General features: G+C 64.4%; 16 protein-coding genes. 9 read left to right on the top strand and 7 right to left on the bottom strand.

All coding sequences use genetic code 11. The features are described 5' to 3' along the window. The first annotated feature begins 312 nt into the window (after positions 1–312). Entirely contained in the window at positions 313–1,329 is a 1,017-nt protein-coding gene (locus tag LPJ38_RS00475; protein ID WP_145630834.1) for an LLM class flavin-dependent oxidoreductase, read from the top strand. A 129-nt stretch (positions 1,330–1,458) separates the two neighbouring features. On the opposite strand, the gene LPJ38_RS00470 is transcribed toward LPJ38_RS00475, so the two are convergent. Then, positions 1,459–2,316, bottom strand: a complete 858-nt coding sequence (locus LPJ38_RS00470) for a prephenate dehydratase (RefSeq protein ID WP_145630835.1) — start codon at positions 2,314–2,316, stop codon at positions 1,459–1,461. A 21-nt stretch (positions 2,317–2,337) separates the two neighbouring features. Then, on the bottom strand, positions 2,338–3,078 hold the full coding sequence (locus LPJ38_RS00465) for a 3-deoxy-manno-octulosonate cytidylyltransferase (protein WP_145630836.1): 741 nt from the start codon (positions 3,076–3,078) through the stop codon (positions 2,338–2,340). 216 nt (positions 3,079–3,294) lie between these two features. Here LPJ38_RS00465 and LPJ38_RS00460 point away from each other — a divergent pair, with 216 nt between their 5' ends. The 6 genes from LPJ38_RS00460 to LPJ38_RS00435 all read left to right on the top strand — a co-directional run bounded on the left by LPJ38_RS00460 (position 3,295) and on the right by LPJ38_RS00435 (position 11,788). Continuing rightward, positions 3,295–3,849, top strand: coding sequence for a c-type cytochrome (locus LPJ38_RS00460; RefSeq protein ID WP_145630837.1), 555 nt, complete (start codon positions 3,295–3,297; stop codon positions 3,847–3,849). A 210-nt stretch (positions 3,850–4,059) separates the two neighbouring features. Next, positions 4,060–5,958: an extracellular solute-binding protein gene (locus tag LPJ38_RS00455; RefSeq protein WP_145630838.1), complete on the top strand. Its 1,899-nt coding sequence runs from the start codon at positions 4,060–4,062 to the stop codon at positions 5,956–5,958. Positions 5,959–5,972: 14 nt separating this feature from the next. Further along, the gene (locus LPJ38_RS00450) at positions 5,973–7,853 is read left to right on the top strand and encodes an extracellular solute-binding protein (RefSeq protein WP_145630839.1); all 1,881 of its coding nucleotides are present in this window, start codon (positions 5,973–5,975) and stop codon (positions 7,851–7,853) included. A gap of 2 nt (positions 7,854–7,855) precedes the next feature. Beyond that, the gene (locus LPJ38_RS00445) at positions 7,856–8,965 is read left to right on the top strand and encodes a microcin C ABC transporter permease YejB (RefSeq protein ID WP_145630840.1); all 1,110 of its coding nucleotides are present in this window, start codon (positions 7,856–7,858) and stop codon (positions 8,963–8,965) included. Then, positions 8,965–10,143 carry an ABC transporter permease gene (locus LPJ38_RS00440; protein ID WP_145630841.1) on the top strand — a complete coding sequence of 393 codons (1,179 nt, stop codon included), beginning with the start codon at positions 8,965–8,967 and terminating at the stop codon, positions 10,141–10,143. The genes LPJ38_RS00445 and LPJ38_RS00440 overlap by 1 nt, the downstream gene beginning before the upstream one ends. Before the next feature lie 7 nt (positions 10,144–10,150). Further along, entirely contained in the window at positions 10,151–11,788 is a 1,638-nt protein-coding gene (locus tag LPJ38_RS00435; protein WP_145630842.1) for an ABC transporter ATP-binding protein, read from the top strand. A gap of 6 nt (positions 11,789–11,794) precedes the next feature. Here the strand turns inward: LPJ38_RS00435 and LPJ38_RS00430 are convergent, their stop codons facing one another. Then, positions 11,795–12,637, bottom strand: coding sequence for a C40 family peptidase (locus tag LPJ38_RS00430; RefSeq protein ID WP_145630843.1), 843 nt, complete (start codon positions 12,635–12,637; stop codon positions 11,795–11,797). Further along, positions 12,630–14,003: a leucyl aminopeptidase family protein gene (locus LPJ38_RS00425; protein ID WP_145630844.1), complete on the bottom strand. Its 1,374-nt coding sequence runs from the start codon at positions 14,001–14,003 to the stop codon at positions 12,630–12,632. Before LPJ38_RS00425 ends, LPJ38_RS00430 begins: the two co-directional genes overlap by 8 nt. Before the next feature lie 23 nt (positions 14,004–14,026). On the opposite strand from LPJ38_RS00425, the gene LPJ38_RS00420 reads away from it, so the two are divergent. Beyond that, complete coding sequence (locus LPJ38_RS00420) at positions 14,027–14,497, top strand: hypothetical protein (protein WP_145630845.1); 471 nt, start codon at positions 14,027–14,029, stop codon at positions 14,495–14,497. Continuing rightward, positions 14,430–15,242 carry a tetratricopeptide repeat protein gene (locus LPJ38_RS00415; protein WP_145630846.1) on the top strand — a complete coding sequence of 271 codons (813 nt, stop codon included), beginning with the start codon at positions 14,430–14,432 and terminating at the stop codon, positions 15,240–15,242. Before LPJ38_RS00420 ends, LPJ38_RS00415 begins: the two co-directional genes overlap by 68 nt. Before the next feature lie 55 nt (positions 15,243–15,297). Here the strand turns inward: LPJ38_RS00415 and LPJ38_RS00410 are convergent, their stop codons facing one another. From LPJ38_RS00410 to LPJ38_RS00400, 3 genes are read right to left on the bottom strand one after another with little or no spacing between them, the layout of a single operon-like run. Further along, complete coding sequence (locus LPJ38_RS00410; protein ID WP_145630847.1) at positions 15,298–16,272, bottom strand: type II secretion system F family protein; 975 nt, start codon at positions 16,270–16,272, stop codon at positions 15,298–15,300. Between the two features lie 9 nt (positions 16,273–16,281). Further along, positions 16,282–17,259 (bottom strand): type II secretion system F family protein, encoded by a 978-nt coding sequence (locus LPJ38_RS00405; RefSeq protein WP_145630848.1) that lies wholly within the window; start codon positions 17,257–17,259, stop codon positions 16,282–16,284. A gap of 10 nt (positions 17,260–17,269) precedes the next feature. After that, entirely contained in the window at positions 17,270–18,739 is a 1,470-nt protein-coding gene (locus LPJ38_RS00400; RefSeq protein WP_145630849.1) for a TadA family conjugal transfer-associated ATPase, read from the bottom strand. Positions 18,740–18,743 lie beyond the last annotated feature (4 nt).

The following is an 18,743-nucleotide window of genomic DNA, read 5'->3' as shown; positions in this document are numbered from 1 at the left end:
GCCAAAGGCGGTATCGCCAACAGCCCATCGGTAATGGGAAATTGCCCATTCTTAGCCGTTTGAGGCGAGTTTTGTTAGGGGAGGAAGTGCTAGTGGGAAACGTAGTGATCACGTGATGTGGCGGATTTTATTGCATTTTTGTCCGAGTTACTTCGTTCCGGGTCAATGAATCTTGCAGTGGGCAGAAAAGTCGATGGATTTGCGTGCACAGATCATCCCAACAGGTAGCTCCGAATTGCCCCCGGCTCGTACACGTCAGGCCTGCGCAGCCTGCCGTTGCCGCGGCACAGCTCTCCATTACGTTAACGCGCCATGATCCCGCTCTCAGTCCTCGACCTCTCGGTCGTCACCACCGGCACCAAGCCCGCCGCGGCGCTGCGCAACAGCATCGACCTCGCGCGCCACGTCGACGGGCTCGGCTATGTCCGCTACTGGCTCGCCGAACATCACAACCTCGCATCCGTCGCGAGCCCCGCGCCCGACCTGATGATCGGGCAGATCGCGGCGGTGACGAAGCACATCCGCGTCGGCTCCGGCGGCGTGATGCTGCCCAACCACGCGCCGCTGGTGGTGGCCGAGCGCTTCAAGATGCTGGAGGCGCTGTTTCCCGGCCGCATCGACCTTGGTCTCGGCCGCGCCCCCGGCACCGACGGCGCCACCGCCTACGCGCTGCGCAGCCGGCTCGATCGCCGCGAGGGCGACGATTTCCTGGAGCGGCTGCACGAGCTGATCTTGTGGGAAACCCGCGAATTCCCCTCGGGCCATCCCTACAACAACGTCGTCGCCATGCCCGACGATACCAGGCTGCCGCCGATCTGGCTGCTCGGCTCCAGCGACTATTCGTCCGAGCTCGCCGCGCAGGTCGGCATGGGCTTCGCCTTCGCCCATCATTTCGCCTCCCACGACGCGGTCGACGCGATGGTGCATTATCGCAACCGCTTCCAGCCCTCGGCCTGGCGTCCGTCCCCGCATGCGATCCTCGCGGTCGCGGCCATCGCGGCCGACACCGACGAGGAGGCCGAACGGCTCGCCAGCTCCTTCGACCTCAACCGCCTTCGCCGCGACCGCGGTCAATATCTGCCGCTGCCGAGCGTCGAGGAGGCGCTGGCCTATCCCTATACGGATGCCGAGCGCATCTCGATCCTGCGCAACCGCTCGCGCCTGTTCGTCGGCAGTCCGGCGACCGTGCAGAAGAAGCTTCAGCCGCTGATCTATGCCAGCAAGCCGGACGAGCTGATGGTGATCACCGCGGTGTACGACCACGAGGCGCGGAAGAAGTCCTATTCGCTGCTGGCGGAGGCGTTTGGATCGGTGAAAGGTGGAGGCTAGTCTAGCTGTCGTCCCGGCGAAGGCCGGCACCCATACCGCGTGATGTCTCTGTTGAGACAAGGTGTCAGAGATTCTTCCGCAGCAACGCGCGTTGGTGGTTATGGGCCCCGGCCTTCGCCGGGGCGACCACTAATCCTGCGTCTCGCTGAACGTCGCGCGGAACGGATGGCCCGGATAGACACCGACGATGCGGAATTCGCGCGAGAAGAACTTCAGCTCCTCGATCGCAAAGGCGAGGCCCTTGTCGTCGGGGTGACCGTCGACGTCGGCATAGAACTGCGTCGCGAAGAAATTGCCGTCGACCATGTAGCTTTCGAGCTTGGTCATGTTGACGCCGTTGGTGGCAAAGCCGCCGAGCGCCTTGTAGAGCGCCGCCGGCAGGTTGCGCACCCGGAAGACGAACGTCGTGACCAGCGAACCCGAGCCTTGCGCCGCCCATTTCGGCTCGCGCGCCAGCACCACGAAGCGCGTGGTGTTGTGCGCCTCGTCCTCGATGTCCTCGGCGAGGATGTCGAGGCCGTAGATCTTTGCGGCGAGGCGCGAGGCGATCGCGGCGACGCTCTTGTCCTTGCGCTCGGAAATGTCGCGGGCGCTACCGGCGGTATCGGCATGCACGATCGGCTTGATGCCGAGCTTGCGGATGATGCGCCGGCACTGGCCGAGCGCATGCACATGGCTCTCCACGCTCTTGATGTCTTCGAGCCTGGTGCCCTTCACAGCCATCAGCTGGTGGCGGACTGGCAGAAACCATTCGCCGACAATGAAGAGGCCGGAGGCCGGCAGCAGATGGTGGATGTCGGCGACGCGGCCCGCGACCGAATTCTCGATCGGGATCATGCCGAGATCGGCTTCGCCGGACGAGATCGCCGACAGCGCGTCCTCGAAGGTGGCGCAGGGCATCGGCTCGGCGTCGGGATAGGCCTCGACGATGGCGATGTGGGAGTTGGCCCCAGGTTCGCCCTGGAATGCGATCTTCATCTTGCTCATGTTCGGCCTTGTAGCAGCGGCTCAGGATTTGGAAAGGATGCTGCGTGCGGTCTCCAGGTCCGCGGGCGTATCGACACCGCGGGGCACGGTATCGACGATGGTGAAGTCGATGCGCATTCCGGCCTCCAGCGCCCGGAGCTGCTCGAGCTTCTCCTGCAATTCCAGCGGAGACGGCGGTAGCGAGACGTAGCGCTCCAGCGCGGCGCGGCGATAGGCATAGAGGCCGATATGGTGGTAACGCGGTCCGTCGCCGGTCGGGGCGGTCGCGCGCGTGAAATAAAGTGCGCGCATCCGCTTGCCGCCAAGCGAGGTCCCGATTGCTTTCACCACGCTCGGCGCGAGATCCTCTTCCTCGGTGTGGATCTGCGAGGCCAGTGTTGCGATGTCCACCGCCGCGTCTTGCAGCGGCGGCAGCACTTCGCGGATGTTGTCGATGGTGATGGTCGGGAAATCCCCCTGGAGATTGACCACGATCTCGGCCTTGCCGTCGGGATCGAGCTTCTGCATGGCCTCGTGGATGCGGTCCGAGCCGGAGGGGTGGTCGGGGCGGGTCATCACGGCCTCGCCGCCATGGGCCGTCACCACGGAGGCGATCTCCGGCGTGTCGGTTGCGACGGCGACCCGGCCTATCGCAGCGGCCTCCGCGCGGCGCAGGACATGCACGATCATCGGCAGGCCCGCGATGTCGGCGAGCGGCTTGCCGGGCAGGCGGGTGGCGGCCATGCGGGCTGGGATCAGCACCAGGATGCGGGAGTCGATCATTGGGTCAAGGGCCTGGAAACGGGGCATTTTCCGCGCCGACAAGCGGCTGGGGACGGGCTGAAAGCGGGGTCGCTTATACGGGTTGCCAGACCCCGGGCAAACCGATATCTCAATGGCAAAACTCGGGGAAACAATGGGAATGTTTGATTCTCCCGAGGCGCGTCCTGGCGGCCGCTTGGGCCGCTGTTTCCTTCTTGCGGTGGGGCCTGGCCGGAAATGGACTCTTTCGAACTCAATAAGATCATGGGTGCCGTGCTTGGCACCTGTCTTTTTCTTCTGGTGACCAGCTTCACCGCCCAGGCGCTGTTTTCGCCCAAGATGCCGGAAAAGCCGGGCTTCGAGATCGCAGTGAAGCAAGATGCCGGTGGCGGCAAGGAAGGCGCCGCTGCCGCCGCACCGTCCGAACCGATCGAGAAGCTGCTCCAGACCGCCTCCGTCGAGAAGGGCGCGGCGGCCGCCAAGAAGTGCGGCGCCTGCCACACGTTCGAGAAGGGCGGCCCGAATCGCGTCGGTCCGAACCTCTATGGCGTCGTCGGCGAGGCCAAGGGCCAGGGCCGTGGTGGCTTCAACTTCTCTGCTGCCTTGAAGGCCAAGGGCGGCGACTGGAGCTTCGACGACCTCAACAAGTTCCTCGCCAATCCGAAGGGCTTCATTCCGGGCACGGCGATGGGCTTTGCCGGTATCGCCAAGGACTCCGAGCGCGCCGATGTCATTGCCTATCTGAATTCGCTGTCGGAGAAACCCCAGCCGCTGCCGACGGCGTCGAAGTAAGGTCCCAATATTCCGTCTTGGAATTGCGGCCAGGCTGGCAAGCCTGGCCGTTTCCTTATCCGGACCTCGCGGCGACGTTATCGGGGCGTTTGGCCGCATCCGATAGGCCGCCTGGGCTTTCAAGATGAGGAAAAAGCAACATATTCGGTCGAAACCTCGCCTATATTGGGAACTTAAAGGAGTAACCTCCTTCAAGACAGGGATGTAGATTTGGCCATTACCCGACGCGATCTCCTGCTCACCGGCACTGCCGCCGCAGCGCTCCCCGCCCTTGGTTCCGTCGCGGGCGTTTCCGTCGGCGCCGCGCACGCGCAGTCTTCCAGCGAACTGCCCTGGCGCCACGCGCTGTCGCTGTTCGGTAAGGTCAAGTACCCCGCCGATTTCAAGCGCTTCGATTACGTCAACCCGGAAGCGCCTAAAGGCGGCGTCGCGCGCCAGATCGCGGTGGGCACATTCGACAATTTCAACATCGTCGTCTCCGGTGTGAAGGGGCAGGTCGCCGGCGCCGTCACCTTCATCTACGAATCTCTCACGACGCCCTCGCTTGACGAGGTCTCGACCGAATACGGCGCGCTGGCCGAAGCGGTCAGCCATCCGGACGATTTTTCCTTCGTCACCTATCGCTTGCGGCCGCAGGCCAAATGGCATGACGGCAAGGCCGTCACGCCCGAGGACGTGATCTTCTCGCTCGAGTCCTTCAAGAAGCACCATCCGATGTACTCGGCCTATTACAGCCATGTGGTGAAGGCCGAGAAGGTCGGCGAGCGTGAGGTGAAGTTCGTATTCGACGCGCCCGGCAATCGCGAACTGCCGCAGATCGTCGGACAGCTCACGGTCTTGCCGAAACATTGGTGGGAGGGCACGGACGCCCAGGGCCGCAAGCGCGATGTCTCCGCCACCACCTTGGAGGTGCCGCTCGGTTCGGGCCCCTACAAGGTCAAGGAATTCGTAGCCGGCCGCTCGATCGCGCTGGAGCGCGTCAAGGATTATTGGGGCCGCGATTTCGCGATCAATGTGGGCCGCAACAATTTCGACGAGCTGCGCTACGAATATTTCCGCGACGGCACCGTGGCCATCGAAGCCTTCAAGGCCGATCAGGTTGACTGGCGCACCGAGAACAGCGCCAAGAACTGGGCGACGGCCTACGACTTCCCGGCCGTGAACGAAAAGCGCGTGATCCTCGAAGAGTTCGCCAATCGCAGTTCCGGCGTGATGCAGGCGTTCGTGCCGAACCTACGCCGCGCCAAGTTCAGCGATCCCCGCGTGCGGCGTGCGCTCAACTACGCCTTCGACTTCGAGGAGATGAACAAGCAGATCTTCTTCGGTCAGTACAAGCGCATCAGCAGCTATTTCGATGGCATCGAGGAGCTCATGGCGACCGGCGTGCCGCAGGGCAAGGAGCTCGAGATCCTGGAGACGGTCCGCGCCCAGGTGCCGCCCGAAGTCTTTACGACGGCTTATAGCAATCCGGTCGGTGGCAGTCCGGAAGCCGTGCGCGATAATCTGCGCGAGGCGCTGCGCCTGCTCAAGGAGGCCGGCTACGAGGTGCGAGATCGCAAGCTGGTCGACGTCAAGACAGGCGCCCAGTTCACCCTGGAGCTGCTGAACTCCGATCCGAGCTTCGAGCGGATCACGCTGTTCTACAAGCCGTCGCTGGAGCGGCTCGGCATTGCCGTCAGCGTGCGGACGGTCGATCCGACCCAATACGAGAACAGGACCCGCGATTGGGATTTCGACATCATCACGAACTCGTGGGGCGAGTCGCAATCGCCCGGCAACGAGCAGCGTGAGTTCTGGTCGTCGAAAACAGCCGATATCGCGGGGTCTCGCAATATCGCCGGCATCAAGAATCCGGCCATCGACAAGCTGATCGAGCGAGTGATCTATTCCACGGATCGCGACGACCTCGTCGCCGCCACCAAGGCGCTCGATCGCGTCTTGCTGTGGAATCACTACGTCGTGCCGCAATGGACTTACAACAAGGTGCGTACCGCACGTTGGGATCGCTTCGGCCGGCCGGCGGAACTGCCCAGATACGGTCAGTCCAGCTTCCCGTTCATCTGGTGGTATGACGCAGACAAGGCGGCGCGGATCGCAAAGAAGTCGTGAAGGACATTGCCCGCATGACGCAGATGTCACGTCGCCATGTGTTGGCCTTGGGTGTTGGCGCCTTGGGTGCGTCCATCGGATCGCCCCTGCTGCGCGCGCGGGCATCAGAAGCGGGAGGCGAGGCCCACGGCATTTCCGCGTTCGGCGATCTCAAATATCCCGCCGATTTCCGCCATTTCGACTACGTCAATTCGGCTGCGCCGAAGGGCGGCACGTTCTCGCTGATTCCGTCCACAAAATCGCATAACCAATCTTATCAGACCTTCAACTCGCTCAACGCCTTCATCCTCAAGGGCGATGGCGCGCAAGGCATGGACATGACGTTTTCGCCGCTGATGGTGCGCGCGAGCGACGAGCCGGACGCGATGTACGGGCTTGCCGCAAAATCCGTGCAGATATCGCCGGACCGGCTGGTCTATCGCTTCACGATGCGGCCGGAGGCGAGATTCCACGACGGCACCAGGCTCACCGCGCATGATGCTGCGTTCTCGCTGACGACGTTGAAGGCCAAGGGCCACCCGTTGATCATCGTGCAGATGCGCGACGTGGTGAGCGCTGAAGCGATCGACGATGCGACGCTCGTCGTCACCTTCGCCAAGGGACGCGCCCGCGATGTGCCGCTCTATGTCGCCGGGCTGCCGATCTTTTCGAAAGCCTATTACGCGTCCCGGCCGTTTGACGAATCGACGCTGGATATCCCGCTCGGGTCCGGTCCGTACAAGGTCGGCAGGTTCGAGGTCAATCGCTACATCGAGTTCGAGCGGGTCAAGGACTGGTGGGCCGCCGATCTGCCGCCCTGCCGCGGCAGCTACAATTTCGATGTGGTGCGCTATGAATTCTATCGCGACCGCGACGTCGCCTTCGAAGGGTTCACGGGCAAGAACTATCTCTACCGTGAGGAGTTCACCTCGCGCATCTGGGCGACGCGCTATGACTTCCCGGCCGTGAAGGACGGCCGCGTCAAGATGGAGGTCGTGCCCGACGACACGCCCTCCGGTGCGCAAGGCTGGTTCATCAATACGCGGCGCGACAAGTTCAAGGATCCGCGCGTGCGCGAGGCCTTGATCAACGCCTTCGATTTCGAGTGGACCAACAAGACCATCATGTACGGCGCTTACGCCCGTACGGTGTCGCCTTTCCAGAATTCCGATCTCATGGCAGGCAATGCGCCGCCGTCGCCGGAAGAGCTGAAGCTGCTGGAGCCGTTTCGCGGCCAGGTTCCCGACGATGTCTTCACCGCGCCGTTCACGCCGCCGGTCACGGACGGATCTGGACAGGATCGCGGCCTGTTGCGCAAGGCGCAGCAACTGCTCAACGAGGCCGGCCTGCCGATCAAGGATGGCAAGCGGATGCTGCCGAACGGCGAGGCGTTCAGGATCGAGTTCCTGTTGGACGAGCCGTCTTTCCAGCCGCATCACGCGCCCTACATCAAGAATCTGGCGACGCTCGGCATCGAAGCCAACATACGTCTCGTCGATGCCGTGCAGTACAGGGCGCGCCAGGACGAGTTCGACTTCGACCTGACGATCCAGCGCTTCAGCATGTCGGCGACGCCGGGCGATGCCATGCGTTCGTTCTTCTCCTCCCAGGTCGCGGCGACCAAAGGCTCCTACAATCTCGCAGGCGTCGCCAGCCCGGCCATCGACGCCATGATCGAGAAGATCATGGCAGCAGATAGCCGCGAGGATCTGACTGTCGCCTGCCGCGCCTTCGATCGCCTGTTCCGCGCCGGCCGCTATTGGGTGCCGCAATGGTACAACAAGACGCATCGGCTGGCTTATTGGGATCAGTTCGGCCATCCAACGAGGCTGCCGCGGTATGCCAACGGCGTCGGCGCGCCCGACATCTGGTGGCATGAACCGGCCAAGGCCGCCAAGCTCGAGCAGGCGAAATAATCATGAGCGCTTACATCGCCCGCCGTCTCCTCCTGATGATCCCGACGCTGCTGGGGATCCTCTTCGTGTCCTTTGTCGTCGTGCAGTTCGCGCCGGGCGGGCCGGTCGAGCGCGTGATCGCGCAGCTGTCGGGGGCCGACACCGGCGGCACGTCACGCATTTCGGGCGGCGGCGATTTTGCGCAGCGCGCGCCGGGGCAGGTCGGGGCCGGGGGCGATGCCGTCAACTCGAAATATCGCGGCGCGCAGGGGCTCGATCCCGATTTCATCAAGAAGCTGGAGGCGCAGTTCGGCTTCGACAAGCCGGCGCCCGAACGCTTTCTCCTGATGGTGTGGAATTTCGCGCGCTTCGATTTCGGCAAGAGCTATTTCCGCGACGTCAGCGTGATCCAGCTGATCAAGGAGAAGCTGCCGGTTTCGATCTCGCTCGGGATCTGGCTGACGCTGATCACTTATCTGATCTCGATCCCGCTCGGCATCCGCAAGGCGGTCAACGACGGCGCGCGCTTCGATACCTGGACGTCGACCGTTCTCGTGCTGGGCTATGCGATTCCCGGCTTCCTGTTCGCCATCCTCCTGATCATCCTGTTTGCCGGCGGCTCCTTCTTCAACTGGTTCCCGTTGCGCGGTCTGACCTCGGACGGCTGGTCGCAGTTTCCCTGGTACTGGAAGATCATCGATTATTTCTGGCACCTGACGTTGCCGCTGATCGCCATGGGGCTCGGGGCGTTCACCACCATGACATTCCTGACCAAGAACTCGTTCCTGGACGAGATCCGCAAGCAATACGTCATGACTGCACGCGCCAAAGGATGCAGCGAGAGCCGCGTGCTCTACGGCCATGTCTTCCGTAACGCGATGCTGATCGTGATCGCAGGCTTTCCCGGGACTTTCATCCACGCCTTCTTCTCGGGCTCGCTGCTGATCGAGACCATCTTCTCGCTGGACGGGCTGGGGCTGCTCAGCTTCGAGAGCGTGCTCAACCGCGACTATCCCGTCGTGTTCGGCACGCTCTACATCTTTTCGCTGGTCGGCCTCGTGATCAATCTGATCTCCGACCTCACCTATATGTGGATCGACCCCCGGATCGATTTCGAGGCGCGGGAGGTTTGATGACGCTGACTGCGCCGACGCCGATCGAGACCACGGCGAAGTCGCCGCTCGGCGATGCCGTGCCGATCACGCGCAAGTCGTTTGCGCCGTCGCCGCTCAACAAGCGGCGCTGGCAGAACTTCAAGGCGAACCGCCGCGGCTACTGGTCGTTCTGGATCTTCATCGCCCTGTTCGTGATCTCCCTGTTCGCCGAGCTGATCGCCAATGACCGGCCTTTCCTGATCAAGTTCGACGGCCGGCTTTATTGGCCGGCCTTCGTCACCTATTCGGAGACGACCTTCGGCGGCGATTTCGAGACGGCGGCCGACTACCGCGACCCCTATCTGCAGAAGCTGATCAAGGACAAGGGCGGCAGTATCGTCTGGCCGCTGATCCGCTATTCCTACGACACCCACAACCTGGATCTGCCGACGCCGGCGCCGTCGCCTCCGACCTGGATGCTGACCGAGAAACAATGCCAGCCGGTGGTGGAGAAGAAGGGGCTGAAGAGCTGCCGCGACCTCGAATACAACTGGCTCGGCACCGACGATCAGGGCCGTGACGTGGTGGCGCGCCTGATCTACGGCTTCCGCATCTCGGTGCTGTTCGGCCTGTGCCTCACCATCGTCTCGTCCGTCATCGGCATCGCGGCCGGCGCGGTGCAGGGCTATTTCGGCGGCTGGGTCGATCTCATCTTCCAGCGCGTCATCGAGATCTGGACGGCGATCCCCTCGCTCTATCTTCTCCTGATCCTGTCTTCCGTGCTCGTGCCCGGCTTCTTCGTGCTGCTCGGCATCCTCCTGCTGTTCTCCTGGGTTTCGCTGGTCGGTCTCGTGCGGGCGGAGTTCCTGCGCGGGCGCAATTTCGAATACATTCAGGCCGCGCGCGCGCTCGGCGTCTCCAATCGGGTCATCATGTTCCGTCACCTGCTGCCGAACGCGATGGTCGCGACCATGACGTTCCTGCCCTTCATTCTGTCGAGCTCGGTGATGACGCTGACGGCGCTCGATTTCCTCGGCTTCGGCCTGCCGCCGGGATCGCCCTCGCTGGGCGAGTTGCTGTCCCAGGCCAAATCCAACGTGCAGGCGCCCTGGCTCGGCTTCTCCGGCTTCTTCTCGGTTGCGATCATGCTGTCGCTGCTGATCTTCATCGGCGAAGCCGTGCGTGACGCCTTCGATCCGCGCAAGACGTTCAGGTGAGGGCGTGATGGACGCGATCAACCAGCCCTTGCTCAGCGTGCGCGATCTCTCGGTGGCCTTCCACCAGGGCGGCGCCACCACGCTCGCGGTCGACAAGGTCTCGTTCCAGATCAAGCGCGGCGAATGCGTTGCGCTGGTCGGCGAGTCCGGCTCCGGAAAATCGGTCAGCGCGCTCTCGATCCTGAAGCTGCTGCCTTATCCGAACGCCTCGCACCCTTCGGGCAGTATCCGCTTCAAGGGCCAGGAGCTGATCGATCGCTCGGAGCAACAGATGCGGGAGATTCGCGGCAGCGACATCTCCATCATCTTCCAGGAGCCGATGACCTCGCTCAATCCGCTGCACACGATCGAGGCGCAGATCGGCGAGATCATCCAGCTGCACAATCCGACCAGCAATGCGCAGGCGCGCAAGCGGACGCTGGAATTGCTGACCCAGGTCGGCATTCCCGACCCCGAGACGCGGCTGAACAGCTATCCGCACCAGCTCTCCGGTGGCCAGCGCCAGCGCGTGATGATCGCGATGGCCCTCGCCAACGAGCCGGATCTACTGATTGCGGACGAGCCGACCACGGCGCTCGACGTCACCGTGCAGGCGCAGATCCTGGCCCTGCTCGCCGAGATCCGCTCGCGGCTCGGCATGAGCCTGCTCTTCATCACCCACGATCTCGGCATCGTGCGCCGCATCGCTGACACTGTCTGCGTCATGAAGAGCGGCGAGATCGTCGAGCAGGGACCGGTCGAGCAGGTCTTCAGGACCCCGAAACATCCCTACACGCGCGACCTGCTCGCCGCGGAGCCGAAGCCGGACCCTGCGCCACCACAGCCGGATGCGCCGGTGGTGATGTCGGTCGATGATCTGAAGGTCTGGTTTCCGATCAAGCGCGGCTTGATGCGCAAGACGGTCGGCCACATCAAGGCGGTCGACGGCGTCAGCGTCGCCGTGCGCAAGGGCGAGACGCTCGGCGTGGTCGGCGAATCCGGGTCGGGCAAGACCACGCTGGGGCTCGCACTGTTGCGGCTCATCTCATCGAACGGGCGCATCGTCTTCCTCGGCAAGGACATCCAGGGCCTGCGGTTCAAGGAGATGCGCCCCTTCCGGCGCGACATGCAGATCGTGTTCCAGGATCCGTTCGGCTCGCTCTCGCCGCGCATGTCAGTCGCAGACATCATAGCCGAAGGCCTCTCCGTGCATCAGCCGGGACTGTCGCGCGAGGAGCGCGAGGCGCGCGTCGTCAAGGCGCTGGAGGACGTCGGGCTCAATCCCGAGACCCGCTTCCGCTATCCGCATGAATTCTCCGGCGGGCAGCGCCAGCGCATCAGCATCGCGCGCGCGGTGGTGCTGGAGCCGGATTTCGTCGTGCTGGACGAGCCGACCAGCGCGCTCGACATGCTATTCCAGGCGCAGATGGTCGACCTGTTGCGCGAGCTCCAGCGCAAGCGCGAGCTGACCTACATGTTCATCTCGCACGATCTGCGCGTCGTCGCCTCGCTCGCGAGCCACCTGATCGTGATGCGCGGCGGCAAGGTCGTGGAGGAGGGGCAGGCCGCCGAGCTGTTCAAGAATCCAAAGACCGATTACGCGCGCGCGCTGTTCGCGGCCGCATTCCGGCTGGAGACGGCAGGGAATGGGTCGGTGGCGACGTAGCGTTCGTCAGAGCCGCTTGATTGCGGCCACCTCGCTGCCGGCCTGCCTGATCCGCGCAATCGCCGGTTCGATCGGCTCGATCACGGTCGCCATGTGATGGGCATTGGCGTGAACCATGGTGCTGGCGTCGCGGACGATGGCGACATGGCCCTTCCAGAAGATCAGATCGCCCCGACGCAAGCTGCGCCGCTCAAGCGGGTCCAGCGCGCGGCCGAGGCCGGCCTGCTGCATGTCGCTGTCGCGCGGGCAGCCGATGCCCGAAGATGTCAGCGAGACCTGCACCAGGCCCGAGCAGTCGATGCCAAGACTGCTCTTGCCGCCCCACAGATAGGGCGTGCCGACGAAGCGTTCGGCAACGGTGACGAAATCCGGCTCGCGGTGATCGAGCGGCGCGAGATGCGTCCTTGGCAGGAACGTTCCGTCGCGGCTCACGGCGAAGGGCCCATCCTCGCGCACGATCGTGAGCTTCGATCCCAGCACCAGCGTGTCCGCCGGCGGCAGCTTGATCGAGGGGCCGGGAAACGCAAACGTCCGCAGCGCGCTGACGACGTGGGTCGGCGCCGCCGTAGGGCGCGCCAGCGCTGCATCGGGCAGCCAGCCGACATAGCCGTCGCCGTTGAGCTGACCCCAGGCCCAGCCTTCGCCGTTGCGGTCATAGACCGTGACGCGCTCACCGCGCAGCGCCTCGGTCATCAGCATCGCACCCGGTGACGGTTGCTCGCGCACCGGTGCAACCGGCTCGACCACCTCGAATTCCTCGCCGCTGACGTAGCGATCCGCCGCGACCTTGCCTTCGAGATATTTCGCGGCGATGTCGCCCCGTGCCGGCGTTATTCGCGGATCATGCATAACGTTCGCTCAGGAGTGCGTAGATGGCCCGCGCGGCCTGGCACTCGCCACCTTCGGGCCGCGCCGGCTTGGCCGACGGCGTCCAGCCGTAGATGTCGACATGCAGCCAGCTCGCGGCGTGCTCGACGAAGCGTTGCAGGAACAGCGCGCAAGTGATCGAGCCGGCGAAGCCCCCCGACGGCGCATTGGTGATCGTCGCCGTCTTGGAATCCAGCCACGCATCGTAAGGCGGCCATAGCGGCATGCGCCACAACGGATCGTTCTCCTTCGCCGCGCAACGTGCGACATCGGCGGCCAGCGTCTCGTCATTGGTGTAGAAGGGCGGCAGATCCGGACCCAGCGCCACGCGGGCCGCGCCGGTCAGTGTGCCCAAGTCGATCAGCAGCTCCGGCTTCTCCTCGTCGGCCAGCGCCAGCGCGTCGGCAAGCACCAGGCGTCCTTCCGCGTCGGTGTTGCCGATTTCGACCGTGATGCCCTTGCGCGAGGTGAAGATGTCGAGCGGACGGAAGGCATTGCCGGCGACCGCATTCTCAACGGCCGGGATCAACACGCGCAGCCGCACCTTCAGCTTCGCGTCCATCACCATGCGCGCGAGCGCCAGCACGTTGGCGGCGCCGCCCATGTCCTTCTTCATGATCAGCATGCCGCTCGACGGCTTCAGGTCGAGGCCGCCGGTGTCGAAGCACACGCCCTTGCCGACCAGCGTCACCTTGGGATGATCAGGATTGCCCCAGCCGATGTCGATCAGCCGCGGCGCGCGGCCGGAGGCCATGCCGACGGCATGGATCAGCGGGAAGTGCTTCTCCAGCTCCTCGCCCATGGTGCAGGCGAAGCTTGCGCCGAATTCGGCGGCGAGCGCTTGCGCGGCCGCGGCGAGCTCCTCCGGTCCCATGTCGTTGGATGGCGTGTTGATGAGGTCGCGCGCGAGCATGGTCGCGTCTGCGATGCGGTCGATCTCGGTCGCATCGACGCCCTCAGGCGGCACCAGCCGGACCTCGGGCCTGTCCGCCTTGCGGTAGCGCGCGAAGCGGTAAGTGCCGAGCACGAAGGCGAGCGCTGCGAGGCGTGCATCGTGCGGCGCATTGGCGAAGCGATAGGTCCCCGGCGGCAGCAGGCCGGGCAGGGCCCCCGGCCTGAACAGGTCGCGCGATTTCGCACCTTCATCCTCGAGACCGAACAGCACCCGCGCGATCGCGCCATCGGGGGCAGGCAGGGCGAGATAGCCGCCCGGCTTGGCGGAGTAAGCGCTCGCGGCGGCGAACTGGCGTTGCGCCGGCGGCAGCGTCTCGCGAACGGCATCCCAGCTCGTCTTGGTCACGAAGGTGATGGGGATGGCAATTGAGGTCGTCTCGAAGACAGAAGGCATTGCGGATCCGGATCAACAAGGTCATGCGAACGGACGAGACTTCGCAGAGTTTCGCCGCCGCTGCAATCGGCTTCGCCATCGAGATCGGTTCCTGCGCCGCGCTGAAGCTGGATCAGGCTGCAGCGCTCGCCCGGCGGCTGTTGATGCGCCGCAGCTTCTATGATGAACCGGAGCCGGATTGGACGCATGCGTTCTGCACCTACGTCGTCTCGGCGCCGCGCGAGGGTGTCGAGCTTCAGGCGCGACGAAGAGCGAAATCGCTGTGCGACCTGAACGAGGCATTGAGAGCGTTCGGCCTCGATCTCGGCGAAGCGCCGCCGCAGGCGCTGCCATGGGGCAGGCAGGCTGACGTTAACCGCTCGTTAGGGTTAACAGTCTATTGCTGGCACGTTCGGCTCGATCAATTGGCTCGAGAGTCAAATCGTCATGCGTCAACGGTTCAGTCTTGCCCGGCTTCTTGCGTCCGCCTCGCTCGGCGCGATGGTGGCGATTAGTCTCGGCGGCTGCACGGCCATGTCGAAGCTCTCCGACGTCACGGGCTCGGTCGGGACGCGCGCGGAAGCTGCCCCCACCGATCCGGCGCGCGCCGCCGAAGTCTATGGCGAGCGCTATCGCGCCAATCCCAAGGACGCCGAAGCCGCGCTGGCCTATGGCCAGGCCTTGCGCGCCAATGGTCAGCGCGCCCAGGCCGCCGCCGTGCTCGAGCAGGCGACGATCGCCAATCCCGGCAACAAGGCGCTGCTCGCCCAGTATGGCCGGGCGCTCGCCGACAACGGCAATTTCCAGCAGGCTTTCGACGTGCTGGCGAAGGCGCATTCGCCCGACAATCCGGACTGGCGCCTGCTCTCGGTACAGGGTACCGCGCTCGATCAGATGGGCCGTCACGAGGAGGCGCGCTCCTACTACGCGAGCGCGCTGAAGATCGCGCCGGGTGATCCCGGCGTGCTCTCCAATCTCGGCCTGTCCTACATGTTGACGAGGAACCTGCCCAAGGCCGAAGAGGCGTTGCGGCAGGCTTACGCTTCGCCACGCGCGAGCGCCCGCGTGCGGCAGAATCTCGCTTTGGTCGTCGGTCTTCAAGGTCGCTTCGCCGAGGCGGAGATTATCGTGAAGGCAGACCTGCCGCCGGATCAGGCCGCGGCCAACGTCGCCTATCTCAAGGACATGCTGAGCCGCAACGACGTCCCGCGCGGTGCTCCGAAGCGGACTCCGGTCGCCTCGCTCAGCCAGCCCGACTGATTGATCTGATCATTGGAAGGCAACGACGCCGGCGAACTGCGCGCGGTCTCGCGCCTCAGTGCAGCTCGGTGATCTTGATGCCCGTCGGTCCGAGAATGACCACGAACAGCACCGGCAGGAAGAACAGGATCATCGGCACCGTCAGCTTCGGGGGCAGTGCGGCTGCCTTCTTCTCGGCCTCGTTCATGCGCATGTCGCGATTCTCCTGCGCCATGACGCGCAGGGAATGCCCGAGCGGCGTGCCGTAACGTTCCGCCTGCTGAAGTGCGAGACACACCGACTTGACGCCTTCGAGCCCGGTGCGCCGGGCCAGGTTCTCATAGGCCATCTTCCGGTCCTGCAAATAGGACAGCTCGGCCGTGGTCAGCGCGAACTCCTCCGACAGCGCGATCGACTGGCCGACGATCTCGGTCGCGACCTTCCGGAACGCCATTTCGACCGACATGCCGGATTCGATGCAGATCAGCAGCAGGTCGAGCGCATCTGGAAACGCGCGCTTGATCGAGAGTTGGCGCTTGGAGATCGCGTTCTTGAGGAAGAGCATCGGCGCCTGAAGTCCGAGATAGGCTGCGCCGATGCAGATGCCGATCTTGATCGGCATCGACTGCTCGAGGTGCGCGATCAAGAAGACGTAGATGGCGGCGCCGACGAAGAGCGCGAGCGGAGCGACCGCGCGGGCAAACAGGAAGGTGATGTAGGGAGCCTGGCCGCGATAGCCCGCCATGATCAGCTTGTCCCGGGCGGCTTCCTGCGCCACCCATTTGGTGAGGTTGAAGTCCTCGACCACCTTGGAGACGAGCTGCTTCGGTGTCTGGCGCAGCGAAACCTTTTCGTTCTTGTTGAGGCGCTCGCGCTCGCGCTGCCGCAAGCGCTCTCGTTCGCTCGCCACCGCCTTCATGCGCTTGGAGAGTCCCTCGCCGGCAAACAGCGGCATCACCAGCGTATAGACGGTTGCGCTGGCGGCAATGGCCGCCAGCAGCATGGTCATGAAGCGGACGTCATGTAGCTTCGAAACGAGAAACTCGACCATACGACACCGTCAGAAATCGAAGTTGATCATCTTCTTCATCACCATGATGCCGATCGACATCCAGATCACGCAGCCGACCAGCATGAGCTGACCGGTGGGGTGGGTCCAAAGCAGCGAGATGTAGTGTGGCGTGGTGAGATAGACGAGGAACATCACGATCGGGGGCAGCGAGCCGATGATGCCGGCCGAAGCCTTGGCTTCCATCGACATCGCCTGGATCTTCTCCTTCATCTTCTTTCGGTCACGCAGCACCTTGGAGAGGTTGCCGAGCGCTTCGGAGAGGTTGCCGCCCGACTTCTGCTGGATCGAGATCACGATGCCGAAGAAGTTCGCCTCAGGCAGCGGCATGCGCTCATAGAGCCGCGAGCAGGCCTCGCCGAGCGGCATGCCGATCGCCTGCGTCTCGATGATGGCCAGGAACTCGCTGCGCAGCGGCTCCGGTGAATCGGCCGCTACGACCTTGATCGAGTCGAACAGCGGCAGACCCGCCTTGATGCCGCGCACGATCACGTCGACCGCATCGGGAAGCGCCGCCAGGAACTTGGTCTCGCGTCGCTTCTTCAGGAAGTTCAGCGCCCAGCGCGGCAGGCCGAAGCCTCCGGCAAAAGCGAGGCCGGCGGCGCCCAGCAAGCCGCCTCCGACGAGCATCGCCGCGGCGAACAGCAGGCCTGCGACGACGGCGGACACGACCCAGAATTTCTGCGGGGTCCAGTCGAGTCCTGCCTGCGAGATGCGGACGCTGAGCGGAACGCTCTTTTCCTGCTGACGCCGCGCCTCGAGATCCTTGAGCGAGGTCTCGACCTGCTCACGGCGCGATCGTTGGTTCTTCTCGGTCTGCTTGGCTGCGGGCGCGTCGGCGCGCGCGATCGAGGCGCGGCGGCTTTCCGCTTTCCGCTCTCCGGACAGCAGCGGATAGAGGAAGACCCAGGCGATGCCACCGACGGCGGCAGTGGCGAGAAAGGCGAGGGCGAGGACCTGCATGTTCATGGCGACCTGCTCAATTCGGCGGTGCCGATTCCGCGGCGTCGAGCGCGGCGGCGAGACGCTTTTCCTCGCCGTAATAGCGGGCGCGTTCCCAGAATTTCGGGCGGCCGATGCCGGTCGAGCGGTGCTTGCCGATGATCTTGCCGTTGGCGTCTTCGCCGATCAGGTCGTAGAGGAAGATGTCCTGCGTGATGATGGTGTCGCCTTCCATGCCCAACACCTCGGTGATGTGCGTGATGCGGCGCGAGCCGTCGCGCAGGCGCGCGGCCTGGACGATGACGTCGATGGAAGCGCAGATCATCTCGCGGATGGTGCGCGACGGCAGCGAGAAGCCGCCCATGGTGATCATGGATTCGCAGCGCGACAGCGCCTCGCGAGGATTGTTGGCGTGGAGCGTGCCCATCGAGCCGTCATGGCCCGTGTTCATGGCCTGTAGCAGGTCGAACGCCTCGGGTCCGCGGACTTCGCCGACGATGATGCGCTCGGGGCGCATACGCAGGCAATTGCGCACCAGCTCGCGCATGGTGACCTGGCCTTCGCCTTCGATGTTGGGCGGCCGGGTTTCGAGCCGCACCACATGCGGCTGCTGGAGCTGGAGCTCGGCGGCGTCCTCGCAGGTGATGACGCGCTCGTCGTGCTCGATGTAGTTGGTCAGACAGTTCAGCAGCGTCGTCTTGCCCGAGCCGGTACCGCCGGAGATCAGCACGTTGCAGCGGACGCGGCCGATGATCTGGAGGATCTCGGCGCCTTCAGGCGAGATCGCGCCGAACTTGACGAGCTGATCGAGCGTCAGCTTGTCCTTCTTGAACTTTCGGATGGTGAGGGCGGGACCGTCGATCGCCAGCGGCGGCACGATGGCGTTGACGCGGGAGCCGTCGGCGAGGCGCGCGTCGCAGATCGGCGAGGATTCGTCGACGCGGCGTCCGACCTGGCTGACGATGCGCTGGCAGATGTTGAGGAGCTGCTGGTTGTCGCGAAAACGGATGCCGGTGCGCTGGATCTTGCCCCCGACTTCGATGAAGACGGTGCCGGCCCCGTTCACCATGATGTCCGCGATGTCGTCGCGCGCGAGCAGCGGCTCCAGCGGGCCGTAGCCGAGCACGTCGTTGCAGATGTCGTCGAGCAGCTCTTCCTGCTCGGCGATCGACATCACGATGTTCTTGATCGCGATGATCTCGTTGACGATGTCGCGGATTTCCTCGCGCGCGGACTCCGAATCGAGCTTGGCGAGCTGGGCGAGGTCGATGGCCTCGATCAGCGCGCCGAAGATGGTCGCCTTGACCTCGTAGTAATTGTCCGAGCGCCGGCTCTCCATGGGGGGAGGCGGCGGGGCCTTGACGGGGGCGAGCGGCGGCGAGGCGACGGCCGGCGGGGGCGGCGCGCGCGACACCGTCGGCGCCGGAGCCAGGGAAGGCTCGGGCGCCACGGCGCCGGGCTTGGGAGCCCGCAAGTCGGTGTCTGTTCCGCTACGCTTACCGAACACTTAA

Origin of the sequence: Bradyrhizobium daqingense (assembly GCF_021044685.1) — a bacterium.
In the GTDB taxonomy this organism is placed as follows: domain Bacteria; phylum Pseudomonadota; class Alphaproteobacteria; order Rhizobiales; family Xanthobacteraceae; genus Bradyrhizobium; species Bradyrhizobium daqingense.
The sequence above is the reverse complement of the archived record's forward strand: the minus strand, read 5'-3'. Positions and strand labels throughout refer to the sequence as shown.

Excerpts from the sequence above, each read along its gene's own strand:
- LPJ38_RS00475 (WP_145630834.1), top strand. The coding sequence starts at position 313 with ATGATCCCGCTCTCAGTCCTCGACCTCTCGGTCGTCACCACCGGCACC.
- LPJ38_RS00470 (WP_145630835.1), bottom strand. The coding sequence starts at position 2,316 with ATGAGCAAGATGAAGATCGCATTCCAGGGCGAACCTGGGGCCAACTCC.
- LPJ38_RS00465 (WP_145630836.1), bottom strand. The coding sequence starts at position 3,078 with ATGATCGACTCCCGCATCCTGGTGCTGATCCCAGCCCGCATGGCCGCC.
- LPJ38_RS00460 (WP_145630837.1), top strand. The coding sequence starts at position 3,295 with ATGGACTCTTTCGAACTCAATAAGATCATGGGTGCCGTGCTTGGCACC.
- LPJ38_RS00450 (WP_145630839.1), top strand. The coding sequence starts at position 5,973 with ATGACGCAGATGTCACGTCGCCATGTGTTGGCCTTGGGTGTTGGCGCC.
- LPJ38_RS00445 (WP_145630840.1), top strand. The coding sequence starts at position 7,856 with ATGAGCGCTTACATCGCCCGCCGTCTCCTCCTGATGATCCCGACGCTG.
- LPJ38_RS00440 (WP_145630841.1), top strand. The coding sequence starts at position 8,965 with ATGACGCTGACTGCGCCGACGCCGATCGAGACCACGGCGAAGTCGCCG.
- LPJ38_RS00435 (WP_145630842.1), top strand. The coding sequence starts at position 10,151 with ATGGACGCGATCAACCAGCCCTTGCTCAGCGTGCGCGATCTCTCGGTG.
- LPJ38_RS00430 (WP_145630843.1), bottom strand. The coding sequence starts at position 12,637 with ATGCATGATCCGCGAATAACGCCGGCACGGGGCGACATCGCCGCGAAA.
- LPJ38_RS00425 (WP_145630844.1), bottom strand. The coding sequence starts at position 14,003 with ATGCCTTCTGTCTTCGAGACGACCTCAATTGCCATCCCCATCACCTTC.
- LPJ38_RS00420 (WP_145630845.1), top strand. The coding sequence starts at position 14,027 with ATGCGAACGGACGAGACTTCGCAGAGTTTCGCCGCCGCTGCAATCGGC.
- LPJ38_RS00415 (WP_145630846.1), top strand. The coding sequence starts at position 14,430 with ATGCGTCAACGGTTCAGTCTTGCCCGGCTTCTTGCGTCCGCCTCGCTC.
- LPJ38_RS00410 (WP_145630847.1), bottom strand. The coding sequence starts at position 16,272 with ATGGTCGAGTTTCTCGTTTCGAAGCTACATGACGTCCGCTTCATGACC.
- LPJ38_RS00405 (WP_145630848.1), bottom strand. The coding sequence starts at position 17,259 with ATGAACATGCAGGTCCTCGCCCTCGCCTTTCTCGCCACTGCCGCCGTC.